The 20,439-nt window shown below is 60.1% G+C and carries 16 protein-coding genes and 2 pseudogenes; 8 read left to right on the forward strand and 10 right to left on the reverse strand.

Going from position 1 to position 20,439, the window contains the following annotated elements; genetic code table 11:
• Nucleotides 1-76 precede the first annotated feature (76 nt).
• The 5 genes from WJM78_RS12590 to WJM78_RS12610 all read left to right on the forward strand — a co-directional run bounded on the left by WJM78_RS12590 (nucleotide 77) and on the right by WJM78_RS12610 (nucleotide 5,830).
• On the forward strand, nucleotides 77-826 hold the full coding sequence (locus tag WJM78_RS12590; protein WP_042036688.1) for an HAD-IIA family hydrolase: 750 nt from the start codon (nucleotides 77-79) through the stop codon (nucleotides 824-826).
• Between the two features lie 54 nt (nucleotides 827-880).
• The gene (locus tag WJM78_RS12595) at nucleotides 881-2,455 is read left to right on the forward strand and encodes a cation:proton antiporter family protein (RefSeq protein WP_339009660.1); all 1,575 of its coding nucleotides are present in this window, start codon (nucleotides 881-883) and stop codon (nucleotides 2,453-2,455) included.
• A 126-nt stretch (nucleotides 2,456-2,581) separates the two neighbouring features.
• The gene (locus WJM78_RS12600; protein WP_339009662.1) at nucleotides 2,582-2,950 is read left to right on the forward strand and encodes a cupin domain-containing protein; all 369 of its coding nucleotides are present in this window, start codon (nucleotides 2,582-2,584) and stop codon (nucleotides 2,948-2,950) included.
• A gap of 192 nt (nucleotides 2,951-3,142) precedes the next feature.
• Nucleotides 3,143-4,807 carry an asparagine synthase B gene (gene asnB, locus WJM78_RS12605; protein ID WP_339009664.1) on the forward strand — a complete coding sequence of 555 codons (1,665 nt, stop codon included), beginning with the start codon at nucleotides 3,143-3,145 and terminating at the stop codon, nucleotides 4,805-4,807.
• A 213-nt stretch (nucleotides 4,808-5,020) separates the two neighbouring features.
• The gene (locus WJM78_RS12610; RefSeq protein WP_212513542.1) at nucleotides 5,021-5,830 is read left to right on the forward strand and encodes an NYN domain-containing protein; all 810 of its coding nucleotides are present in this window, start codon (nucleotides 5,021-5,023) and stop codon (nucleotides 5,828-5,830) included.
• A 57-nt stretch (nucleotides 5,831-5,887) separates the two neighbouring features.
• On the opposite strand, the gene WJM78_RS12615 is transcribed toward WJM78_RS12610, so the two are convergent.
• The 7 genes from WJM78_RS12615 to WJM78_RS12645 all read right to left on the reverse strand — a co-directional run bounded on the left by WJM78_RS12615 (nucleotide 5,888) and on the right by WJM78_RS12645 (nucleotide 11,668).
• The gene (locus tag WJM78_RS12615; protein ID WP_265342293.1) at nucleotides 5,888-6,019 is read right to left on the reverse strand and encodes a hypothetical protein; all 132 of its coding nucleotides are present in this window, start codon (nucleotides 6,017-6,019) and stop codon (nucleotides 5,888-5,890) included.
• Between the two features lie 38 nt (nucleotides 6,020-6,057).
• Nucleotides 6,058-6,696, reverse strand: a complete 639-nt coding sequence (maiA, locus tag WJM78_RS12620; RefSeq protein WP_339009668.1) for a maleylacetoacetate isomerase — start codon at nucleotides 6,694-6,696, stop codon at nucleotides 6,058-6,060.
• Between the two features lie 73 nt (nucleotides 6,697-6,769).
• On the reverse strand, nucleotides 6,770-7,768 hold the full coding sequence (locus WJM78_RS12625; protein ID WP_339009670.1) for a fumarylacetoacetate hydrolase family protein: 999 nt from the start codon (nucleotides 7,766-7,768) through the stop codon (nucleotides 6,770-6,772).
• 8 nt (nucleotides 7,769-7,776) lie between these two features.
• Nucleotides 7,777-8,934, reverse strand: coding sequence for a homogentisate 1,2-dioxygenase (locus WJM78_RS12630; protein ID WP_042036680.1), 1,158 nt, complete (start codon nucleotides 8,932-8,934; stop codon nucleotides 7,777-7,779).
• A 50-nt stretch (nucleotides 8,935-8,984) separates the two neighbouring features.
• Nucleotides 8,985-10,082: a 4-hydroxyphenylpyruvate dioxygenase gene (gene hppD / locus WJM78_RS12635; RefSeq protein ID WP_042036679.1), complete on the reverse strand. Its 1,098-nt coding sequence runs from the start codon at nucleotides 10,080-10,082 to the stop codon at nucleotides 8,985-8,987.
• A gap of 261 nt (nucleotides 10,083-10,343) precedes the next feature.
• On the reverse strand, nucleotides 10,344-11,012 hold the full coding sequence (locus WJM78_RS12640; protein WP_339009672.1) for an HAD family hydrolase: 669 nt from the start codon (nucleotides 11,010-11,012) through the stop codon (nucleotides 10,344-10,346).
• Nucleotides 11,009-11,668 (reverse strand): TIGR01621 family pseudouridine synthase, encoded by a 660-nt coding sequence (locus WJM78_RS12645; protein WP_212513546.1) that lies wholly within the window; start codon nucleotides 11,666-11,668, stop codon nucleotides 11,009-11,011. The genes WJM78_RS12640 and WJM78_RS12645 overlap by 4 nt, the downstream gene beginning before the upstream one ends.
• Nucleotides 11,669-11,885: 217 nt before the next feature.
• Between WJM78_RS12645 and WJM78_RS12650 the strand changes: the two are divergent.
• Nucleotides 11,886-12,300 (forward strand): annotated as a pseudogene (locus WJM78_RS12650) (ABC transporter substrate-binding protein); the annotation flags it as partial.
• 134 nt (nucleotides 12,301-12,434) lie between these two features.
• Here the strand turns inward: WJM78_RS12650 and WJM78_RS12655 are convergent.
• The 3 genes and pseudogenes from WJM78_RS12655 to WJM78_RS12665 all read right to left on the reverse strand — a co-directional run bounded on the left by WJM78_RS12655 (nucleotide 12,435) and on the right by WJM78_RS12665 (nucleotide 15,497).
• Entirely contained in the window at nucleotides 12,435-13,988 is a 1,554-nt protein-coding gene (locus tag WJM78_RS12655) for a PAS domain-containing methyl-accepting chemotaxis protein (protein ID WP_339009675.1), read from the reverse strand.
• Nucleotides 13,989-14,144: 156 nt separating this feature from the next.
• A pseudogene (locus WJM78_RS12660) lies at nucleotides 14,145-14,566 on the reverse strand (AcvB/VirJ family lysyl-phosphatidylglycerol hydrolase); the annotation flags it as partial.
• Nucleotides 14,567-14,780: 214 nt separating this feature from the next.
• Complete coding sequence (locus WJM78_RS12665) at nucleotides 14,781-15,497, reverse strand: GntR family transcriptional regulator (protein ID WP_339009678.1); 717 nt, start codon at nucleotides 15,495-15,497, stop codon at nucleotides 14,781-14,783.
• 247 nt (nucleotides 15,498-15,744) lie between these two features.
• Here WJM78_RS12665 and mngA point away from each other — a divergent pair, with 247 nt between their 5' ends.
• Nucleotides 15,745-17,691, forward strand: coding sequence for a PTS 2-O-a-mannosyl-D-glycerate transporter subunit IIABC (mngA, locus tag WJM78_RS12670; RefSeq protein ID WP_339009681.1), 1,947 nt, complete (start codon nucleotides 15,745-15,747; stop codon nucleotides 17,689-17,691).
• Between the two features lie 87 nt (nucleotides 17,692-17,778).
• Nucleotides 17,779-20,433 (forward strand): mannosylglycerate hydrolase, encoded by a 2,655-nt coding sequence (mngB, locus tag WJM78_RS12675; protein ID WP_339009683.1) that lies wholly within the window; start codon nucleotides 17,779-17,781, stop codon nucleotides 20,431-20,433.
• Nucleotides 20,434-20,439 lie beyond the last annotated feature (6 nt).

Consider the following 20,439-nt stretch of genomic DNA (forward strand, 5'->3'; position numbering starts at 1 on the left):
CAACATAACTAATTGAAGATATTAAGCGTTGGCAACCGTCATAGCCCCGCTCTTGCGCCCTATACAAGGAGTTCCCATGAAGAAAAGCGTCATCTGTGATATCGACGGTGTCATATTGCACAACAACGACCTCATTCCCGGTGCTGACCGTTTCGTCCAGCGCCTGCTGGAGCAGGGCAGCAAGCTCCTGTTCCTCACCAACTACCCGGCCCAGACCCAGAAAGATCTGCAAAACCGCTTCCGCTCCGCCGGGATCGAAGTGCCGGAGGAGTGCTTCTACACCTCCGCCATGGGCACCGCCGATTTTCTCAAACGCCAGGATGGCAAGAAGGCCTATGTGATTGGCGAGGGGGCACTGACCCACGAGCTCTACAAGGCCGGTTTCACCATCACCGACATAGACCCCGACTTCGTGGTGGTAGGGGAAACCCGCAACTACAACTGGACCATGATGCAGCTGGGTGCCAAGTTCGTGGATCAGGGGGCCCGCTTTATCGCCACCAACCCGGATACCCACGGTCCCATGATGCACCCGGCCTGCGGTGCCCTCTGCGCCCCCATCGAGCGGATGACCGGCAAGAAGCCGTTTTATGTCGGCAAACCGAGCGCCTGGATCATACGGGCGGCGCTCAACCGGATGGAGGCTCACTCCGATGACACCGTCATCATAGGCGACAACCTGCGCACCGATATTCTGGCGGGCTTCCAGGCCGGTCTCGAAACCGTGCTGGTGCTCTCCGGGGTGAGCAAGGTGGCGGATATCGACCGCATGCCATTTCGACCGAACCATATTTTCGACTCCGTGGTCGACATCGATATCGTCTAATCGCTACCCAAGAGTTAAACAGGGCGGGACGCTCCTGCCCTTGCTGGACCTGTTATGGAACCCATTCTGATCGCCGTTGCCTTTGGCTGCGGCATGGTAGTCAATCTGATTGGCTTGCCCCCCCTGCTCGGCTTTCTGGCCGCCGGTTTTATCCTCAACGGCATGGGTTATCACAATACCCCCGCCCTGAGCGAGGTGGCCGATCTCGGCGTCACCCTGCTGCTATTCACCATCGGTCTCAAGCTCAATATCAAGACCCTGATACGGCGGGATGTGTGGGGTACCACCAGTCTGCATCTGCTGCTCTCCACCCTGCTCTTCACCGTGGTCCTGCTGGTCTGCAAGGGGCTGGGGCTCCACCTCACCCTGTCGCTGGACTGGAAGCTGGCACTGCTGCTGGGCTTTGCCCTCTCCTTCTCCAGCACCGTCTTTGCGGTCAAGGTGCTGGAGGATCGCAGCGACATGAATGCCCTCTACGCCCGGCTCGCCATCGGGGTGCTGATCATGCAGGATGTGTTCGCGGTGGCCCTTCTGACGCTTTCCAGCGGCAAGTGGCCCAGCATCTGGGCGCTCTGGGTGCTGGGATTGCCACTGCTGCGCCCCCTGCTGTTCAAACTCCTGGAGCGGACCGGTCACGGCGAGTTGCAGGTACTGTTCGGGGTGTTTCTGGCGCTGGTGGTGGGGGCGGCCGGCTTTGAAGTGGTCGGGCTCAAACCGGATCTGGGGGCACTGATCATCGGGATGCTGCTCGCCTCCCATCCGGCGGCAGCGGGGCTTGCCAAAGCGCTCTTTAACCTCAAAGACCTCTTCCTCGTCTGCTTCTTCCTCACCATAGGCCTCAACGGCCTGCCGACCCACGACACCATGTTGCTGGCACTGGCGCTGGTGCTGGCCCTACCGCTGAAAAGCGCCCTCTACTATCTGGTCTTCAGCGGCGCCCACCTGCGGGTGCGTACCGCCCTGCTCTCCACCCTGGCGCTCACCAACTTCTCGGAATTTGGTCTGATCGTCGCGGCCATTGTCGCCAAGGCGGGCTGGATCTCCCACGAGTGGCTGGTGGCGGTCTCGCTGGCGCTGGCGGCGAGCTTTATGATCTCGGTGCCGCTCAACAGTCAAAGCGAGCGGATCTACCACAGACTCGGCGGCTGGCTGCGCGGGATCCAGGCCAACACCCTGCACCCGGAGGAGAGGCCCATCGAACTCGGCGATGCCGAGGTGATCATCCTTGGCATGGGGCGCATCGGCCAAGGGGCCTACTTCGAGCTGGAGAACAAATATGGCAACGTCATCCTCGGGGTCGAGAACGACAGCGAGAAGCTGCCCACCCTGCGCGCCCAGGGAATAAACGTCATTGAGGGCGACGCCACCGATACCGACTTCTGGGACAAGGTCCTGCTCTCCCATCAGGTCAACCTGGTGCTGCTGGCGATGCCCCACCACTCGGGCAATCTCTACGCCATCAAGAAGCTGCGCAGCCACGGATTCAACGGCAAGATCGCCGCCATCGTCCGCTTCGAGGATGATATTGCCTCCCTGCAGGAGCAGGGGGTGGATGCGGTGTTCAACGTCTACGACGAGGCAGGCAGCGGCTTCGCCCGCCATGTGATCCGCCGCTTGCAGCCGCTCTGACCCTTAGCGTTGCGGCGCTTGGCAAGGGGAGACGCATCGTTTAAGTTATGCTCAATCTCGTTTAATAAAACGAACAAGCGCGGGGCCGGGATGGCCCCGCTTTTATATCCTTGCCAAGGAGGCACCATGAAGACCCTCAACGACTGGATCCTGCTCGACCGCCACGAGGCGGCCCCTACCCCGCTGATGCCCGCCCCCGAGCGCATTAAAGGGGGCAACCCTGAGCAAACGGTCTGGAATCACTACTCGGATCCGAGCCAGCAGTTTCACGTGGGCTTCTGGTCCTGCGAGCCCGGCCGCTGGGCCATCCACTACACAGAGCACGAGTATTGCCAACTGCTGGAAGGGGATGTGGTGATCCACGACAGTCAGGGCGGCCAGCTTGCCCTCAAACCCGGGGATCAGTTCGTGATTCCGGCAGGCTTTGTCGGGCAGTGGGAGACTCTCACCCCCTGCCGCAAGCTCTATGTGATCTTCGAACCCGCCACTGCTTGACGTACACGTCAAGTTTCCCCTCTGCACCCGCTGCTTGATGCCCCGTCGACTTGACGTTGGCGGCATGATTTTCTGCGGTTTTCCCGCTTGCAAAAGGTTTTTGCGCTAGGCATTGTGATTGGCGAGGAATGTAAATGGAATTTCGAGCCCGTTCGTGGGGGGCTCCTATAAAAATCAAGAGGATTACCGCCAATGTGTTCTATTTTCGGCATTCTGGACATCAAATCCGATGCAGCAGCCTTGCGCAAATCGGCGCTGGAGATGTCCAAGCGATTGCGTCACCGCGGTCCTGACTGGTCCGGTGTCTACAGCTCCGACAAAGCCATTTTGGTGCACGAGCGCCTGGCCATCGTCGATCCGGGCAATGGCGCCCAGCCGCTCTACAACCCGGAGCGCACTCACGTATTGGCCGTCAACGGCGAGATCTACAACCACAAGGAGCTCGAAAAAAACCTCAAGGGCGACTTCCAGTTCCAGACCCACTCCGACTGTGAGGTGCTGCTGGCACTCTACAAGGAGAAGGGCCCCGCCTTTTTGGACGATCTCAACGGCATCTTCGCCTTTATCCTCTATGACGCCGAACAGGATGCCTACCTGATTGGTCGTGACCACATGGGGATCATTCCGCTCTATACCGGTCGCGATGAACACGGCAACTTCTATGTCGCCTCCGAGATGAAGGCGCTGGTACCGGTCTGCAAGAGCGTCGAAACCTTCCCGCCGGGACACTACCTCTGGAGCAAGGATGGCGAGCTTAAACAGTGGTACAAGCGCGACTGGATGGAGTACGGCGCAGTCGAGCACAACGTCAGCGACAAGGCCGAGCTGAAAGCAGCGCTGGAAGCCGCGGTCAAACGTCAGCTGATGTGCGACGTTCCCTATGGCGTGCTGCTCTCCGGCGGGCTGGATTCGTCCGTCATCTCCGCCATCACCAAGATCTATGCCGCCCGCCGGGTGGAAGACGATGGCAAGAGCGAGGCCTGGTGGCCGCAGCTGCACTCCTTCGCCGTGGGGCTGGAAGGCTCACCGGATCTCGCCGCCGCCCGCAAGGTGGCCGATCATCTGGGCACCATCCACCACCAGATCCACTTCACCGTGCAAGAGGGTCTGGATGCCCTGCGGGATGTCATCTATCACCTCGAGACCTATGACGTCACCACCATCCGCGCCTCCACGCCCATGTACCTGATGGCCCGTTACATCAAGGCGATGGGGATCAAGATGGTGCTCTCCGGCGAGGGCTCCGACGAGCTGTTTGGCGGTTATCTCTACTTCCACAAGGCCCCCAACGCCCGCGAGTTCCACGAGGAGAACGTGCGCAAGCTCGCCTCCCTGCATCTCTATGACTGCCTGCGCGCCAACAAGTCGATGGCCGCCTGGGGCGTGGAAGGCCGCGTGCCCTTCCTCGACAAGGAGTTCATGGACGTGGCGATGCGCTTGCAACCTGCCGACAAGATGTGTGGCAACGGCAAGATCGAGAAGCACATCCTGCGCGAAGCCTTCGAGGAGCTGCTGCCCCACGAAGTGGCATGGCGCCAGAAGGAGCAGTTCTCCGACGGCGTGGGCTATTCGTGGATTGACAGCCTGAAAGCCATGGTCGAGACCGAAGTGACGGATCAGATGTTCGAGGCGGCGGCGTTCCGCTTCCCCATCAACACCCCGCTCACCAAGGAGGCCTATTTTTATCGCGCCATCTTCGACGAGCACTTCCCGCTGGAGTCTGCCGCCCGTACCGTGCCCTATGGCAAGTCGGTCGCCTGCTCTACCCCCACTGCGCTGGAGTGGGATGCCAAGTTCAAGGAGATGGCCGACCCGTCCGGTCGCGCCGTGATGGACGTCCACCAGCAGAGCTACTGATAACCCCAGCGGACAGTTTCACTACGAGATAACCAAGCCCCTTTCGAGGGGCTTTTTGTTTTTCTACGTTCGCAATCAAAACACGTCAATAAAAAAACCAACTCTCTCTGATCGTTTACCTATTAATGTGATGGATGATGTTGCTCAGGCTGGGTAAGATGGTTAACGTGTTTATGACACATAGGCTGACATAATCAGAGAATAGGAGCTACCTTGGTATCACCACGACTGGTTGCAAAAATTGAAGCTGAAGAACCAACCCTACGTTTGGCTGTGCTCATTGACGCAGACAATGCCCAAGCAGCAGTTATTGAGGGATTGCTGGCAGAAATTGCACGGTTTGGAGAGGCCACTGTAAAACGTATATACGGTGACTTCACTGCGCCAACAAGTGCGTCGTGGAAAAAGGTGCTACAGCAATATGCTATAAAACCTATCCAACAATTCGCATATACAACAGGTAAAAATGCCACGGACAGCACTCTGATTATTGATGCAATGGATTTGCTCTATACACGAAAGTTCGATGGCTTTTGTCTGATTACGAGTGACTCTGATTTTACTGGCCTCGCAATGCGATTGCGTGAAGAGGGGCTTACTGTCCTTGGCTTTGGTGAGAAAAAGACACCAGATGCCTTCCGCAATGCCTGTCATAAATTTATATTTACTGAATTTCTTCGTCCAGGAGCCACAACCGAGATAAGTGTACCCGATAAAAAGGTCGAAAGTGGTCAGAGGTTGGCCCACGCTCCCGCGATCTCTAATACCACAGATACTAAACCACCGTTCCCTGCAAACTTCCTATTGGCCGCATTAGAGCAATCAAGTGATGATGCTGGGTGGGCACAATTAGGAACTTTTGGTAGCTACCTAACTAAACTACAGCCTGACTTTGACTCGAGGCTATATGGCTACAAGAAGTTATCAGATCTTGTCAAAGCAAAAAAAGAACTCTTCTTAACTGAAGAAAGATTGGCCCCTGGTTCGACGTTAAAGGTTCTATATCTTCGTGCAAAACAGTGAAGCATACTGGGATAATATTTCTAGATAAAAAAGCAGCTTATTAAAGCTGCTTTTCTTTCAATGACCTGGTTTGTGTTTATGAGGTTTCAGATCTGGATGTTCTTTTTTCTTTTCAGGTGTAACCCGTTGCCGCTTATCTGGTGTTCCATCTTCATTTTTTCTTTTTGGACCGGGTTTAATTCCCATCATTAACTCCTTCTAATGTTGGTTGTAATGCACAATAATGCCTACCCCTGCGCATCCGGCTGCTGCTCTGGCGCGGCCTTGATAAAGGCCTGCAGCTGCTCGCAGTTGGCGACGATACGGGCGATGGTGGGGTAGTCGTCCAGGGTCATGTCGTAGCGGCGGGCGTTGTAGACCTGGGGTACCAACATGCAGTCCGCCAGGGTCACCTCGTTGCCAACGCAGTAGACGCCAGCCGTGGTCATCAACAACTGTTCGAGGGCGGTGAAGGTCTCGTCAATCCAGTGACGATACCAGGTATCACGCTGCGCCTTGCCCAGCCCCAGCTCATGCTCCAGATAGTTGAGCACCCGCAGGTTGTCGAGCGGGTGCGTGTCGCAGGCGATCATGTTCACTATCTGACGCACCCTGGCTCGCGCCTGGGCGGCCGAGGGCATCAGGGGATAGGCGGGGTAGGTTTCGTCGAGGTACTCCATGATGGCAACCGACTGACCGAGCTGTACGTCCCCGTCGATGAGAAAGGGCACCAGCCCCTGAGGGTTGATGCGAGAATAGGCTTTCTCGCGCTGCTCGCCCTGCCGCAGGTTGACTGGGTGATGCTCGTAATCGAGCCCCTTGAGCTGCATCACGATCCGCACCCGATAACTTGCCGATGAACGCCAATATCCAAACAACTGCAACATAATCTGTCCCTGTGTTGGCAGGTGCAAGGGCACCTGCCGTTCACCAGTCGGCCTTGCGCCCACACTGGATCCTTCACGTCATCTGGTTGACATCCTGTTGCGTGACTTTTTGCAAAATGGTGCCAAACAGACTCATCCCATTGCGATCCTGCATCGCGATGGACACTGTATCACCAAAGCGCATAAAGGGTGTAGTGGCTTGACCTGACTCGATAATTTCTAACATGCGCAGTTCGGCGAGGCAGGAGGATCCGGCACTGCGGTCATAGTTGGAGACGGTCCCCGAGCCGATGATGCAGCCCGCACCGAGTGGCCGGGTTTTGGCGGCGTGGGCGATCAGCTCATAGAAGTTGAACGTCATGTCCACCCCTGCATTGGGCGCACCGAACAGGACGCCATTGAGATGGGTTTCCAGCGGCAGATGCACCTTGCCCTCCTGCCAGTCGCTGCCCAGCTCATCGGGGGTGATGGCCACCGGCGAGAAGGCGCTGGAGGGTTTGGACTGGAAGAAGCCAAAGCCCTTGGCCAGCTCGCCGGGGATGAGGTTACGCAGACTCACGTCGTTCACCAGCATCAGCAGCTTGACGTGGGCGGCTGCCGCCTGCGGGCTCGTCCCCATGGGCACGTCGTCGGTGATGATGGCCACCTCCGACTCGAAATCGATACCCCAGGCCTCCGAGCCCATGACGATAGGGCCACGGGGGGCCAGGAAGCAATCCGAGCCGCCCTGGTAGATCAGGGGGTCATGCCAGAAGCTCTCGGGCATCTCGGCGCCGCGCGCCTTGCGCACCAGCTCCACATGATTGACATAGGCGCTGCCGTCGGCCCACTGGTAAGCGCGGGGCAAGGGCGAGAGGCACTCACGCTCATCGAACGGGAAGGTATCGGCACAGGTGCCATCGTTGAGGGTCTGATAGACGGCGGCAAGGCGGGGGGCGGTTTGCGCCCACTCATCCAGCGCCCCTTGCAGGGTGGTGGCGATGGACGCCACCCGCACCGCACGGGTCAAATCCCGGCTGACGACGACCAGGGCGCCATCGCGTTTGCCATTGTTCAAGGTTGCAAGTTTCATAAAAATCCTTATTTGCCGGTGGCAGTCATGGGGTCCGGACGACGCCAGCTGCTGACGTAACGCGGGTTTTCTATCCCCTCGCACAGGCTGCCAACATTGAGCGCATCGCGGGTATCCAGCATCACGGCCACCTCGTCGGTGAATTTCTTGGCATAGGCCTGCCCCGCCGCAAACGCCTTTGGATGGGGGCCGTGGGTAAAGCCGGCAGGATGGAAGGTGACCATGCCCCGCTCGATATTGTCCCGGCTGAAGAAGTCACCGGCGTGGTAGAAGAGCACCTCGTCGTAGTCGTCATTGCTGTGATAGAAGGGCACCTTGAGGGCGCCGGGGTCGCTCTCTATGGGGCGCGGCACGAAGGTGCAGATCACAAACCGGCTCGCCACAAAGGTGGAGTGGGCCGAGGGTGGCAAGTGGTAGCGGTGGCTCATCAGCGGGCGAATGTCGCGCCAGTTGAGGCGGACCACGCACAAGTCCCCGTGCCAGCCCAGCGCATCCAGCGGATTGAAGGGCCAGGTGATGACCGACACCTTATCGTGGCGCTTGACCTGCAGTGACCAGGGATTTTCATCCTGCTGGGCTAAAAAGGCCTCATTGATGGCGGGCACATCCAGCGCCGCCGGATCGAAGATGGCATGATTGCCCACCAGCCCCTTGTCCGGCAGCTGATAGCTGTCGTTGGTCGCCTCTATCATCAGGATGAACATGGGCGAGCTGGGTTCGATGCGCCACATGGTGCCACGGGGGATCACCACATAGTCGCCATCCCGCAGGGTCAGGTGGCCGTAATCGCAGAAGAAGTCACCGCCCCCCTCGTGGATAAACAGCAGCTCGTCGCCGTCGGCGTTGCGCACCAGAAACGGCATCTTTTGTGCCAGCCGCCACATCCGATAGCGGCAGTGAGGATTGCTGAGGATATCCGGCATCACCCAGGGGGAGAGAGAATTGACCTCCTCGTCAAGGGCATTAAGGTCGAACAGCCGTGGCCGCAGCGGCCCCTCCCAGTTGCTCCAGTCGGTGGGGGCGTGCTTGTGGTGCATGTGGGTAGCGGGGCCGAAGAAACCGGCCCGCCCCAGTTCACGCTCGTAGATGGCCTGCTCAGGCAGATCGGCATGAGCCTGCCGGGAGTGGGTCCCCTCCCGATGGGGAAAGCTTATCCAGTTACGCATCGCCAAGTACCTCGCATGAATGGGGCTGGGCTCGATGAAGTCGGATCCCGTTACGCATCATTGAGTACCCCGCGGCGGATCTGATCCAGTTCAATGGATTCGAACAGTGCCTGGAAGTTGCCCTCGCCAAACCCTTCATTGCCCTTGCGCTGGATGATCTCGAAGAACACGGGGCCGATGACGGTGTCGGTGAAGATCTGCAACAGGATGCCATCTTTCGTCGGTGAGCCGTCGATCAGGATCCGCAGCGCTTTCAGCGCCTCCAGATCTTCCTGATGGCCCTCGACCCGGCTGTTGACCTTCTCGTAGTAGGTATCCGGCGTCGGCATAAAACCGGTACCACGGCCGCGCAGGGTGCGTATGGTCTGGTAGATGTCGCTGGAGGCCAGGGCTATGTGCTGGATCCCCTCCCCCTTGTACTGGCGCAGGTACTCCTCGATCTGGGACTTGTCATCGGAGGATTCGTTGATGGGGATGCGAATTTTGCCGCAGGGTGCCGTCATGGCACGAGAATGCAGGCCAGTCAGCTTGCCTTCGATGTCGAAATAGCGAATTTCCCGGAAGTTGCCGATCCGCTCATAGAAGTTGGACCAGACATCCATGTTGCCGCGCTGGACGTTGTGGGTCAGGTGATCGATCTCGTAAAGCCCTGCGTCCACCTCGGCCATGCGCGCCTGCCAATCGGGGTAGAAGACAAAATCCACGTCATAGATGGAGCCCTTGTCACCGTAGCGATCAACAAACGAGAGTGTGCTCTCGCCGATGCCGTAGATGGCAGGGATATTGAGCTCCATGGGCCCTATCTTGCCGACGAAGGGCTTGGAACCCTTGGCGATGGCGAACTGCTGGGCCTTGCCCGCATCCGCCACCCGAAATGCCATGCCACAGACGCTCGGCCCGTGCAGGTTGGCGAACTGCTCCGCCTGGGAGTGGGGCTCGGCGTTGATCACGAAGTTGATGTCACCCTGACGGTAGAGCCAGCACTGCTTGTGCTTGTGCTCTGCCACCTCGGCGAACCCCAGCGAGACAAACAACGTCTTGAGGGCGGCAATGCCTTTGGCATCCGGTGCCGTGTATTCGACGAATTCGAAACCATCGGTGCCGAGGGGATTGATGGTGTGGGAACGGGAAGAGGAAATGGTCGTCATGAGGCGCTCCTTGCTGTTGGCTGATGACTGAAAGTGGTTAAAACGGGTTAACGCAGCGACGCACGGCCAGGCCGGCCACTCCGTCAATCGATCCATTGTTAACAACTTGTTTCATTAGAAGCAGGTGCGTAGCAGAAGAGAAGAGGCGGGTTCCAGATAGTTTCCCCGACTCCATCGCCAAAAAATGTAAATAGATTGTGACATTGATGCCGCAGCCTTGCGGATCGCCTCACGGCGACCCGACGGGCTGTCAGCTTTCCCTTACAGCCGCCACTGTTTGGGCACTATGTGGGGCAAGTGAGCCCGTGCTGTTTGCAGGCGCCCCGGGGTGGGATTGATGAGCCAGGCCTGTGCGCCCTGCGCCAGTAGCGGCAGATCGTGCAGGCTGTCGCTCAAGGCCAGCGTCACAGTGAGGGCACGGATCTCGGGCAGTATCTTGTGCCGACCGTGGCAGTAAAAACGCGGTATCAGACCGCCGTAGCGGTAGTGCATCCGGGAGCCCAGAGTACGATGGGGCAACTTGCCGGGCAGTTGCTGATAGAGCTGGCCTCGTACCAGGGCACGAGGGCTGGCGGAGATCACCCAGCAGCGCTCGTGCACGTCCGCCAGCAAGGTGCGCGCCTCGCGAAACAGGCCTGGCCGGATACGGCAATAGGCCCGCACCAGCTTGCGCCAGCCAAGGGGCGAAAGCCCCAGGGTGATGGCCCACCAGATAAGCGAAATCCCCCGCCTGCGCTGGCTGGGCACAAGGTACACCAGGCCGCCCAGCGCGATCACCGGCAGCAACAACAACGGCCAGAGGCGGCGACGCAGTATGTAACGCAGCAGGCCGGCGTGGCTGTCGCCCGGGGCCAGGGTGTCGTCAAAATCCGCCAGGATCCAGCCGCTGGCAGGCACCCGGCTCTCCGGCACCGCCTGAGCACCGCTCATTCGCTCAAGCCTGCGATGGCGGCCTTGAGCTCGGGCAGGAGAAACATCTCCCCCTCATCAGGGGGGCAGATAAAATCAAACGCCTCATCTGCCAGGGTGAAACTCAAGCGCCAGGCGTGCAGGTAGCCGCGTTCGGCCACCGTGCCGCCGTAGCGCTCATCCCCCAGAATGGGCGCCCCTATGCTTTTAAGGGCAACCCGGATCTGGTGGGTCTTGCCGGTCTGGGGCTTGATGCGGTAGAGCCGCAGCCCCTCGCGCACCGGCACTGAGTCAAACCAGCTGATGGCGGGGTTGTCCAGGCTGCGCGCCAGCATCCAGCTGCCACCACGCCCTTTTTGCATATCCCCCTTGACCCAGCCCTGCTTCTTCTTGGGCTTGCGATCGGAGAGGGCCAAATACTGCTTGCTCACCTGCCGATCCGCAAACGCCATGCTGAGTGCCCGGTTCGCCGCCGTGGTGCGCGCCAGCAACACCAGCCCTGAGGTCATTTTGTCGAGCCGATGGACGGGATAGAGGACAAACCCGGTGTCGGCCTTGACCCGGCTGACCAGACCCGGATTGACCAGGCCGGACTCATCGGTCTCGTCATGCATGCCAAGGCCGGGCCCCTTGTTGATCACCATGAACTCGTTGTGCTGCGCTAGTATCCGGTACATCAAAAAACCCTTTAGAATGTGCTTCATTACAAGAATATGACCCTCTCAGGGGGTCGCCCCCCATGGAACACTCAGAACAAGACTCGCATGGATGAAGAGATGCGTGCTTTGGTTGCTCCTGATGGGCATCAGTTACGCCATTCCCCTACGGGCCAGCAGATCCCCGCCGGAACCTGTGCTGCTCCAGCTGCGCTGACCCCAATGTGTGGGCTATCACATGGTCAGGGCCAAGGGCTGCTATGCCAGAGCCGGACTGGACGCGGAGATAAGGCCGGTGGCAAGGATAAGCCTGGTGGAGGAGCGGCAAAGCGGTCGTACCGACGTTGACGTGGGCAACACAGTGCTGTTGACCTCCTCTGCCCAGGCATACCCTGACTGGCGATCGCCTGCCTCTTTCAACACTCCCCGTCCCTCTTCCTGGCCGCCGTGCCAGCGGCATTCTCACCATTGATGCCATGCGTGGCAAACGGATCATGATGTTTTCCACCCATCAGGATGCCACGTTGCGGGCAACCCGTTACCACTAAACCCCAAGCGAGCCCCATTTCACCCAGCTCCGGACCTCGGTCAATATCGAGGATCTCAGCAAGGGCCGGGCCGATATCTTCAACGCCTATCTCAGCAACGAGCCCTGTACACCGACAAGGGGAGCGAGCTGGCCCCCGCTAATGCCGGCCAAGGGTCCATCCCTTACTGAGGCTCTCACGCCACAAGGCCACCCCGCGGGGTGGCCTTGCGGCTATCTGCATCCATGGAACAGTCAGGATCAGCCAAAGGTCTGCCCCAGCGACTGGAGTTGTCTGGCCTTGGTCAGCAGGATCTCGCTCGACTCGTCCACATCCTGCATCTTGTTGCTGTTGGCATGGGAGTGCTGGGAGATAAGGTTGACGTTCTGGCTGATGTCCTCGACCACCGCCCGTTGCTGCTCCGCCGCCGCCGAGATCTGGGCCGAGAAGTCCATCACCAGCTCAATTTCGGCTAGCACCTGATGCAGGCTGCCGGAGCCCTGCCGGGTCATCTCCACGCAGGCCTGGGTCTGTTGCAGGTTGTTCTGCATCATCCCCTTCCAGCCATTCAGGGTACGCTGGATCTGGCTGATGCTGCTCTGGATCTGCTCGGTCGCCCTGTGGGTACGGGTCGACAGGGTGCGCACCTCGTCCGCCACCACCGCAAAACCCCGCCCCTGCTCGCCCGCCCTGGCCGCTTCGATGGCGGCGTTGAGCGCCAACAGGTTGGTCTGATCCGCTATGCCCTGGATCTCCCCCATCAAGACCCCGATGCGATCCGATTCACTGGCCAGCGCCACCACCGAGACAAAGGCGTGTTCCGCCTCCGTCGCCAGCTCGGTGATCTTGCGCTCCGTGTCGATGAGCTGCCGATCCGTGTGCTGGCAATGGGTCTTGGCCTGGGCGATCTGGTTGTTGGTGTCCTGGATGTTGCGGGCTATCTCCTGCGCCGTGCTCGCCATCTGCGTGATGGCCGCCGCCATCTGCTGGGTCTGGGCATCCTGCTCGGCAATGTCAGAACTGGCCTCGCTGGAGGCGCTTTTCAGGTGCACCGCCAGATCTTGCAGGGCGTGGGTGGCATCATCCACCCGCCCCAGCACGGTCCGGATGCGGGCCTGCAGCAGCTTGATGTGAAAATCGGCGATGGCACTCGGTTCCTGCCCCGAATAGATGAGTCGGGTCAGGCTGTCATACTCCTTGGCCAGCTGCTGCAGGTAGCGCGGGGTGGTGATGAGCTCGTGGCGATAGAGCAGGCCCAGCAGCACCAGCGGCAATGCCATATAGAGTGGCGCCGAGGCACCAAGCTGCACGGCCCCCAGCCAGGCCAGCGCCAGCAGCCCGGCCCCGGCGACCCCGTGGCGCAGCCATGACAGGGAGAGATGGGGCTGGCGACCCCCTTGTTCGGCAGCGCGCAGACGGGCATAGGTGCGGGCGGCAAGGTGCTTCATCTGCGGATCGGCGCGGCAGCGCACCGACTGGTAACCATTGACCTTGCCCTGCTCGAAGAGGGGGGTGACATAGGCATCCACCCAGTAGTAGCGGCCATCCTGGCAGCGGTTCTTCACCATGCCGCGCCACGGCTGGCCCTGCTTGAGCTTGCCCCACAGATCGGCAAACGCGGCCTTGGGCATGTCAGGGTGGCGCACCATGTTGTGGTGCTGGCCCACCAGTTCGGTGCGGCTGTAGCCGGCCACCCGGCAGAAATGATCGTTGGCGTAGGTGATCACACCCTGCAGATCCGTGGTGGAGACCAGCTGTGTATCGGCAGGGAAATCGACTTCCTGATCAACAAGATGGGCCTTTTGTTCACGCATGTCGCACTCCATTCTGAGTCATTACTCAACAAAGTGTCAGGAAGTGGTCAGACCCTGTAAAGGGCGGCATGAGCAGAGTGTGACAAGGGATACCTAAACAACATTTAGCAGGAAGCCTGGCCGAACGTGAGCTACCGCCCCCGTCAGGTCCGACCATCAAGGCAAGGAGAGGTGACTGGTGATGGCCTTGAACAGCACCGGATAATCATCCTCGAAATGGTGCGATCCCGGCAGGGTCACTGTGGTCAGGTTGGGCTGCTGCAGCCAGGGGCAGAGCCGCCCCGGAGAGTCGTCATCCGCTCCCTGTATACAGAGTATGGGCAGAGTGCGGATGACATTGACCTCTGGCTGGGTGGGGTAACTGCCCGCCTTGTCAGGCACAACTATATCGCTGACATGGATCTCGAAATCGGAGGCAATCGAGGGGAGAACATCACAGCCCCTATCAGGCTCTTGCGGTAGGGATCGGGCAACCGATGTAGAACGAAGGGCACGATCTCGGCACCGAAGGAGAACCCCACCAGCAGCCAGCGCTGGCGCCCCCAGCGGAGCTTGTAATCCTCCAGCACGCGCATCAGACGATGGAGGGGCTCTCCTTGTTATCGCTGACCCAGAGGTTGGCGAAACCGACTATCTGCCCGCAGCGCCGCACCAGCGCCGCCGGGCTCAGGCTGAGGTAGTCGGGTTCGACACTGCCACAGCAGCTCCTCGATAAATTCGGGCTGGCCGATGGGATCCCCCATCACGATCCTGCCATTCCCAAAAATTGGTTGACTCACCGAGTATATTTGCCTAACTGCTGCGGCGAGCCACCAGGGTGAACTTGTAGTCATCACTCTTGAAGAAGTTGCGACTGAACTCGAACACAGTGCCATCTTGCAGGAAACCGCGGGAGACCTTCTCGATAATGGGCTTGGCGGGATCAATACCGAGCGCCTCCACCACCTGCGCTGAGGGGAGCACCGGAATGATCTCCTGCTCGCTGCGATCAATCACAAGCTGCTTCACCTCTTCGATGTAGTGGTATTTCGAGCCCTGCATCACTGCGTAGCTGAGATCGGGGAAGAGGGCGAGCGGCATCCAGGTCTCCTCCAGCGTCACCGCAATCTGGCGAATAAAGCGCACCCGCTTGACGTAGTAGACCAGCGCCCCTTCCACCAGATTGAGCCGCTCGGCCAACTCGCGGTTCGCCTTGATCACCTCGAAGGCGAGAATGTCGCTGTGGGTCTCGGCCGCCGGATCGGTCACCTTCTCATAGAGGCTGGTGAGCTGATAGATGTCGTAGTTCACCTTCTCCTGCCGCACGTAGCTGCCACTACCCTGAATGCTCTCGATGACGTTGAGTTCGGTCAGCTGCTTGAGGGCCTGACGCACCGTCACCCGGCTCACCCCGAACTGCTCGCGCAGCTCGGCTTCGGTGGGCAGGGCATCGCCGGGAGCCAGCTCACCTTGCGCAATCCACTGCTGGATGGTGTCGGCTATCTGGCGATACATGGGTTTTTTCGACACGAAAGGCCACCTCGTCGGCTCTGCGCCATGATAAATAGAAGAGGCGCCATTCTACCCCAGTTGCCCGGCAGAAAAAACGGCTTGGCCTTATTTGACCTAACAAGTCACCTCGACCAAATAATACAAAAGCAATACAAATAATGGATTGTATGATACCAATCACAAAAATCAGTCGACCGGTTTGTTAGCATCGCTGTCACTTTCACCCTGACGGCTTGCTGGCAAGCCAACCTGACAGAGGATCATCATGAATCTGACCAGTCTTACCGGCCCCCATCTCATCACGTTGCAAACCCGGTTTGCCGATCGGGATGCGGCCATTCATGCCCTGGCTGAGCGGCTCGATCAGGCCGGCAAGCTGCACGACAAAGCCGCCTTTCTGGCCGCGGTCATGGCCCGCGAGGCACAGGGCCCCACCGCCCTTGGCGAAGGGCTGGCGGTGCCCCACGGCAAGTGCGATGCGGTGCGCGAAGCAGCCTTTGCCGTCGCTACCCTGAGCGAGGATCTGGGCTGGGAGGGGATCGACGGCCCCGAGCCGGTCAACCTGATCTTCATGCTGGCGATCCCGACCGATCAGGCAGGCTCCACCCATATGCAGCTGCTCACCACCCTCACCACCGCCCTGGTGGATGACGATACCCGCGAGGCGGTGCTGGCGGCCAAAAGTGCCGAGCAGCTGATGGCGCTGCTCGGTGGTGAAGGAGATAGCGGAAAACAACCGCCAAAAGAAGACAAATTAGATACAAATAAACCCACTGTGGTCTGTGTCACCGCCTGTCCGGCAGGGATCGCCCACACCTATATGGCTGCCGAGTATCTGGAAAAAGCGGGGCGCAAGCTGGGCATTCGGGTTCTGGTCGAGAAGCAGGGTGCCAACGGCATCGAGGATCGCCTGCCGCAAGCGGCGCTCGATGCTGCCGTGGCCTGTATTTTCGCCGCCGAGGTGGCCATCAAGGAGCAGGAGCGTTTCGCCGGGATCCCCCGTATCGAGACGCCGGTGGCCGAGCCCATTCGCCATGCCGAGCGGATCCTGAATGACGCGCTGGAGGCCGCCAAGGCCGGGCGCACCGCCCCGACGCCCAACACCAGCCAGAGCGATGCCCCAAGCGGCAAGAAGGTGAGCCTCAAGACCGAGCTCAAGCAAGCGCTGCTGAGCGGCATCTCCTTTGCCGTGCCGCTGATCGTGGCGGGCGGTACCGTGCTCGCCGTCACTGTGCTGCTGGCCCAGATCTTCGGTCTGCAACATCTGTTTGATACCGAGAACTCCTGGCTCTGGATGTACCGCAAGCTTGGCGGTGGCATGCTGGGTACCCTGATGGTGCCGGTGCTGGCGGCCTATACCGCCTATTCGCTGGCAGACAAACCGGCGCTCGGCCCGGGCTTTGCGGCGGGACTGGCCGCCAACATGATTGGCTCCGGTTTTCTCGGCGGGGTGGTCGGCGGCCTGATCGCCGGTTACCTGATGCGCTGGGTCAAGCAGCATGTGCGCCTCGGCCCCAACTTCAACGGCTTTCTCACCTTTTACCTCTATCCGGTGATCGGCACCCTGGTGGCAGGCAGCCTGATGCTGTTTGTCATCGGCCAACCGGTGGCCTGGCTCAACAACAGCCTCACCGAGTGGCTCAACGGCCTCTCCGGCACCAATGCGCTGGTACTGGGCGCCCTGCTCGGCTTTATGTGCTCGTTTGACCTGGGTGGCCCGGTCAACAAGGCGGCCTACGCCTTCTGCCTCGGCGCCATGGCCAACGGGGTTTACGGCCCCTACGCCATCTTCGGCGCGGTCAAGATGGTCTCGGCCTTTACCGTCACCTTCTCCACCCTGCTGGCGCCGCGACTGTTCCAGACCTTCGAGATCGAGACCGGCAAGTCGACCTGGCTGCTGGGGCTGGCGGGGATCACCGAGGGTGCCATTCCGATGGCCATTGAAGACCCGATCCGGGTGATCGGATCTTTCCTCGCGGGCTCGGTCGTCACCGGCGCCATGGTGGGGGCCATGGGGATTGGTCTCTCCACCCCGGGGGCTGGCATTTTCTCCCTGTTCCTGCTCCACGATGGCGGCCAAGGCGCCCTGATGGCTGCCGCCGTCTGGCTCGGTGCGGCGCTGGTTGGCACCCTTATCTCCACTCTGGTGCTGATCGGCTGGCGCCGTCACGCCATGCAGCGCGGCACCTATCAGGTGGTCGCCGCAGAGTAAGGCTCATCTTCACAACCGGTTTTTCAACAGACTATTTTTTCCGCACGGCAGGCAAGGGCCGCCGTGCGTCAGCAAAGGATCATTGTCATGACAGTTTCACGAGTTCACATCACGCCGCACATGCACTGGGATCGGGAGTGGTACTTCACCACCGAGGAGTCCCGCATCCTGCTGATCAACAACATGGCGGAGATCCTGGCGCGTCTTGAATCCGACCCTGACTACAAGTTCTATGTGCTCGACGGCCAGACCGCCGTGCTGGAGGATTACTTCGCCATCCAGCCCGAGAACAAGGCCCGGGTGAAGGCGCTGGTGGAAGCGGGCAAGCTCATCATCGGCCCCTGGTACACCCAGACCGACACCATGCAGGTGAGCGGCGAGTCCATCCTGCGCAACCTGCTCTACGGGATGCGCGACTGCCTTAGCCTTGGCGAGCCGATGAAGATCGGTTACCTGCCCGACTCGTTCGGCATGTCCTCCCAGCTGCCCCACATCTTCAACGGCTTCGGGATTGACCGTGCCATGTTCTGGCGCGGCTGCTCCGAGCGCCACGGTACCGACAAGACCGAGTTCCTCTGGCAGAGCAACGATGGCAGCGAGGTGACCGCCCAGGTGCTGCCGCTTGGCTACGCCATCGGCAAGTACCTGCCGGAAGATGAAGCGGGCCTGCGCAAGCGGCTCGAATCCTACTTCAAGGTGCTGGAGAAGGCCTCGGTCACCCAGGATATCCTGCTGCCCAACGGCCACGACCAGATGCCGCTGCAACAGAACATCTTCGCCATCATCGACAAGCTTCGCGAGATCTATCCCCAGCGAGAATTCCACATGAGCCGCTTCGAGCAGGTCTTCGAGCGCATCGAGGCGTGCCGCGACCAACTGGCCACCCTCAAGGGGGAGTTCAACGACGGCAAATACATGCGGGTACACCGCACTATCTCCTCCACCCGGATGGACATCAAGCTGGCCCACGCCGCCATCGAGAACAAGATCGTCAACATCCTAGAACCGCTGGCGAGCATCGCCTGGGCGCTCGGCTTTGAGTACCACCACGGGCTGCTTGAGAAGATGTGGAAAGAGATCATGAAGAACCACGCCCATGACAGCATCGGCTGCTGCTGCAGCGACAAGGTGCATCAGGAGGTGATGACCCGCTTCATTCTGGCCGACGACATGGCCGAGAACCTGATCCGCTTCTACATGCGCAAGATTGTCGACAACATGCCGGTGGCGCTGTGCGAAGACGGGGTACAGGTGGCCGACAAGCTCTGCCTGTTCAACCTGATGCCCTTCCCCCGTCAGGAGGTGATCAACACCAGCATCCGCATTCGCGCCCAATCCTTTGCCCTGCGCGATGAAGCGGGCCAGCCGGTCCCCTATTTCATCCGCGCCAAGCGGGAGATTGACCCGGGTCTGGTGGACAGACAGATCGTTCACTACGGCAACTACGACCCCTTTATGGAGTACGACATCCAGCTCTGCCATCCGCTGCCGGCCATGGGCTATTGCACCCTGCATATCGAGGGCAACCAGCCGGGACTGGAGCAACCGGTGACCACCCGCGGCGATCTGCTGGAGAACGATTTTTACCGCATAGCCCTCAATAACAACGGCACCTTGCAGATCCTGGACAAGCTGCGCGGCACCACGTTCGATCAGGTGCTCACGCTCGAAGAGGGCTCCGATGATGGCGACGAATATGACTACTCGCCATCGCGCGAGGAGTGGCTGCGCTACTCCACCGAGTTTGCGGTGACCCGCGAAGTCACCCATCAGGGATGGCAGAGCATCGCGACCCTCAAATTGCGCATGGCCTTGCCTGCCAACCTCGCCGAGCGGGCCAACCGCCAGTGCAGCGGCCACCTCGATGTCACCTGCCACATCACGCTGGCGCACCAGAGCCCGCGCATCGATATCGAGCTCGAGCTCGACAATCAGGCCGATGATCACCGGGTGCGGGTGCTGATCCCCACCCCCTTCCCGAGCGACACCGTTGTCTCCGACAACCAGTTTGGCTGCATCACCCGCCCCACCCGTGACAGCGCCATGGCCAACTGGGAGGCAGAAGGGTGGAAAGAGGCCCCCATTCCGGTCTGGCAGCTGATGAACTTCGTCGCCCTGCAAGATGGCAAGCAGGGGCTGGCGGTGCTGAGCGACGGTCTGCGCGAGTTTGAAGTGATTGGCGAGCAGTGCGACACCCTGGCACTCACCCTGCTGCGCGGAGTCGGCGTACTCGGTAAAGAGGAGCTGCTGCTGCGCCCGGGTCGCCCCTCCGGCATCAAGCTGCCCACCCCTGACTCCCAGGTGCGCGGCAAGCTTGGCTGTCGTTTCAGCCTGCTGGCGTTTGCCGGTGATCACATCAGCGCCAACGTGATGCAGGCGGCGCGCAGCTACCTCACCCCGGTGCGCTGCTACAACAAGATCCCGTTCGATGCCATGAAGCTCAACAAGGCGAGCTTCACCACCCCGCTCCACTTCAGCCTGCTCACCATGGATCCGTCCGGCCCGGTGCTGAGCGCCCTGAAAAAGGCCGAAGATGAAGAGGCGCTGGTGATCCGGGTCTACAACCCGAGCGAACAGGCGGTACTGGAGGGGGGTAAGGTGACCAGCGAGCACACCCTGAGCGACTGGCAAGCGGTGCGGATGGACGAACAGCCCCTGCCCCTTGAGCTGGCCGCTGGCGAGTTTGGCGAGCTGGCGCCGTGCCACTCCCGCAGCATGCGCTTCATAGTGAACAAAAAATAAGAAAAC

Origin of the sequence: Aeromonas popoffii, assembly GCF_037818705.1 — a bacterium.
Lineage (GTDB): Bacteria > Pseudomonadota > Gammaproteobacteria > Enterobacterales > Aeromonadaceae > Aeromonas > Aeromonas popoffii.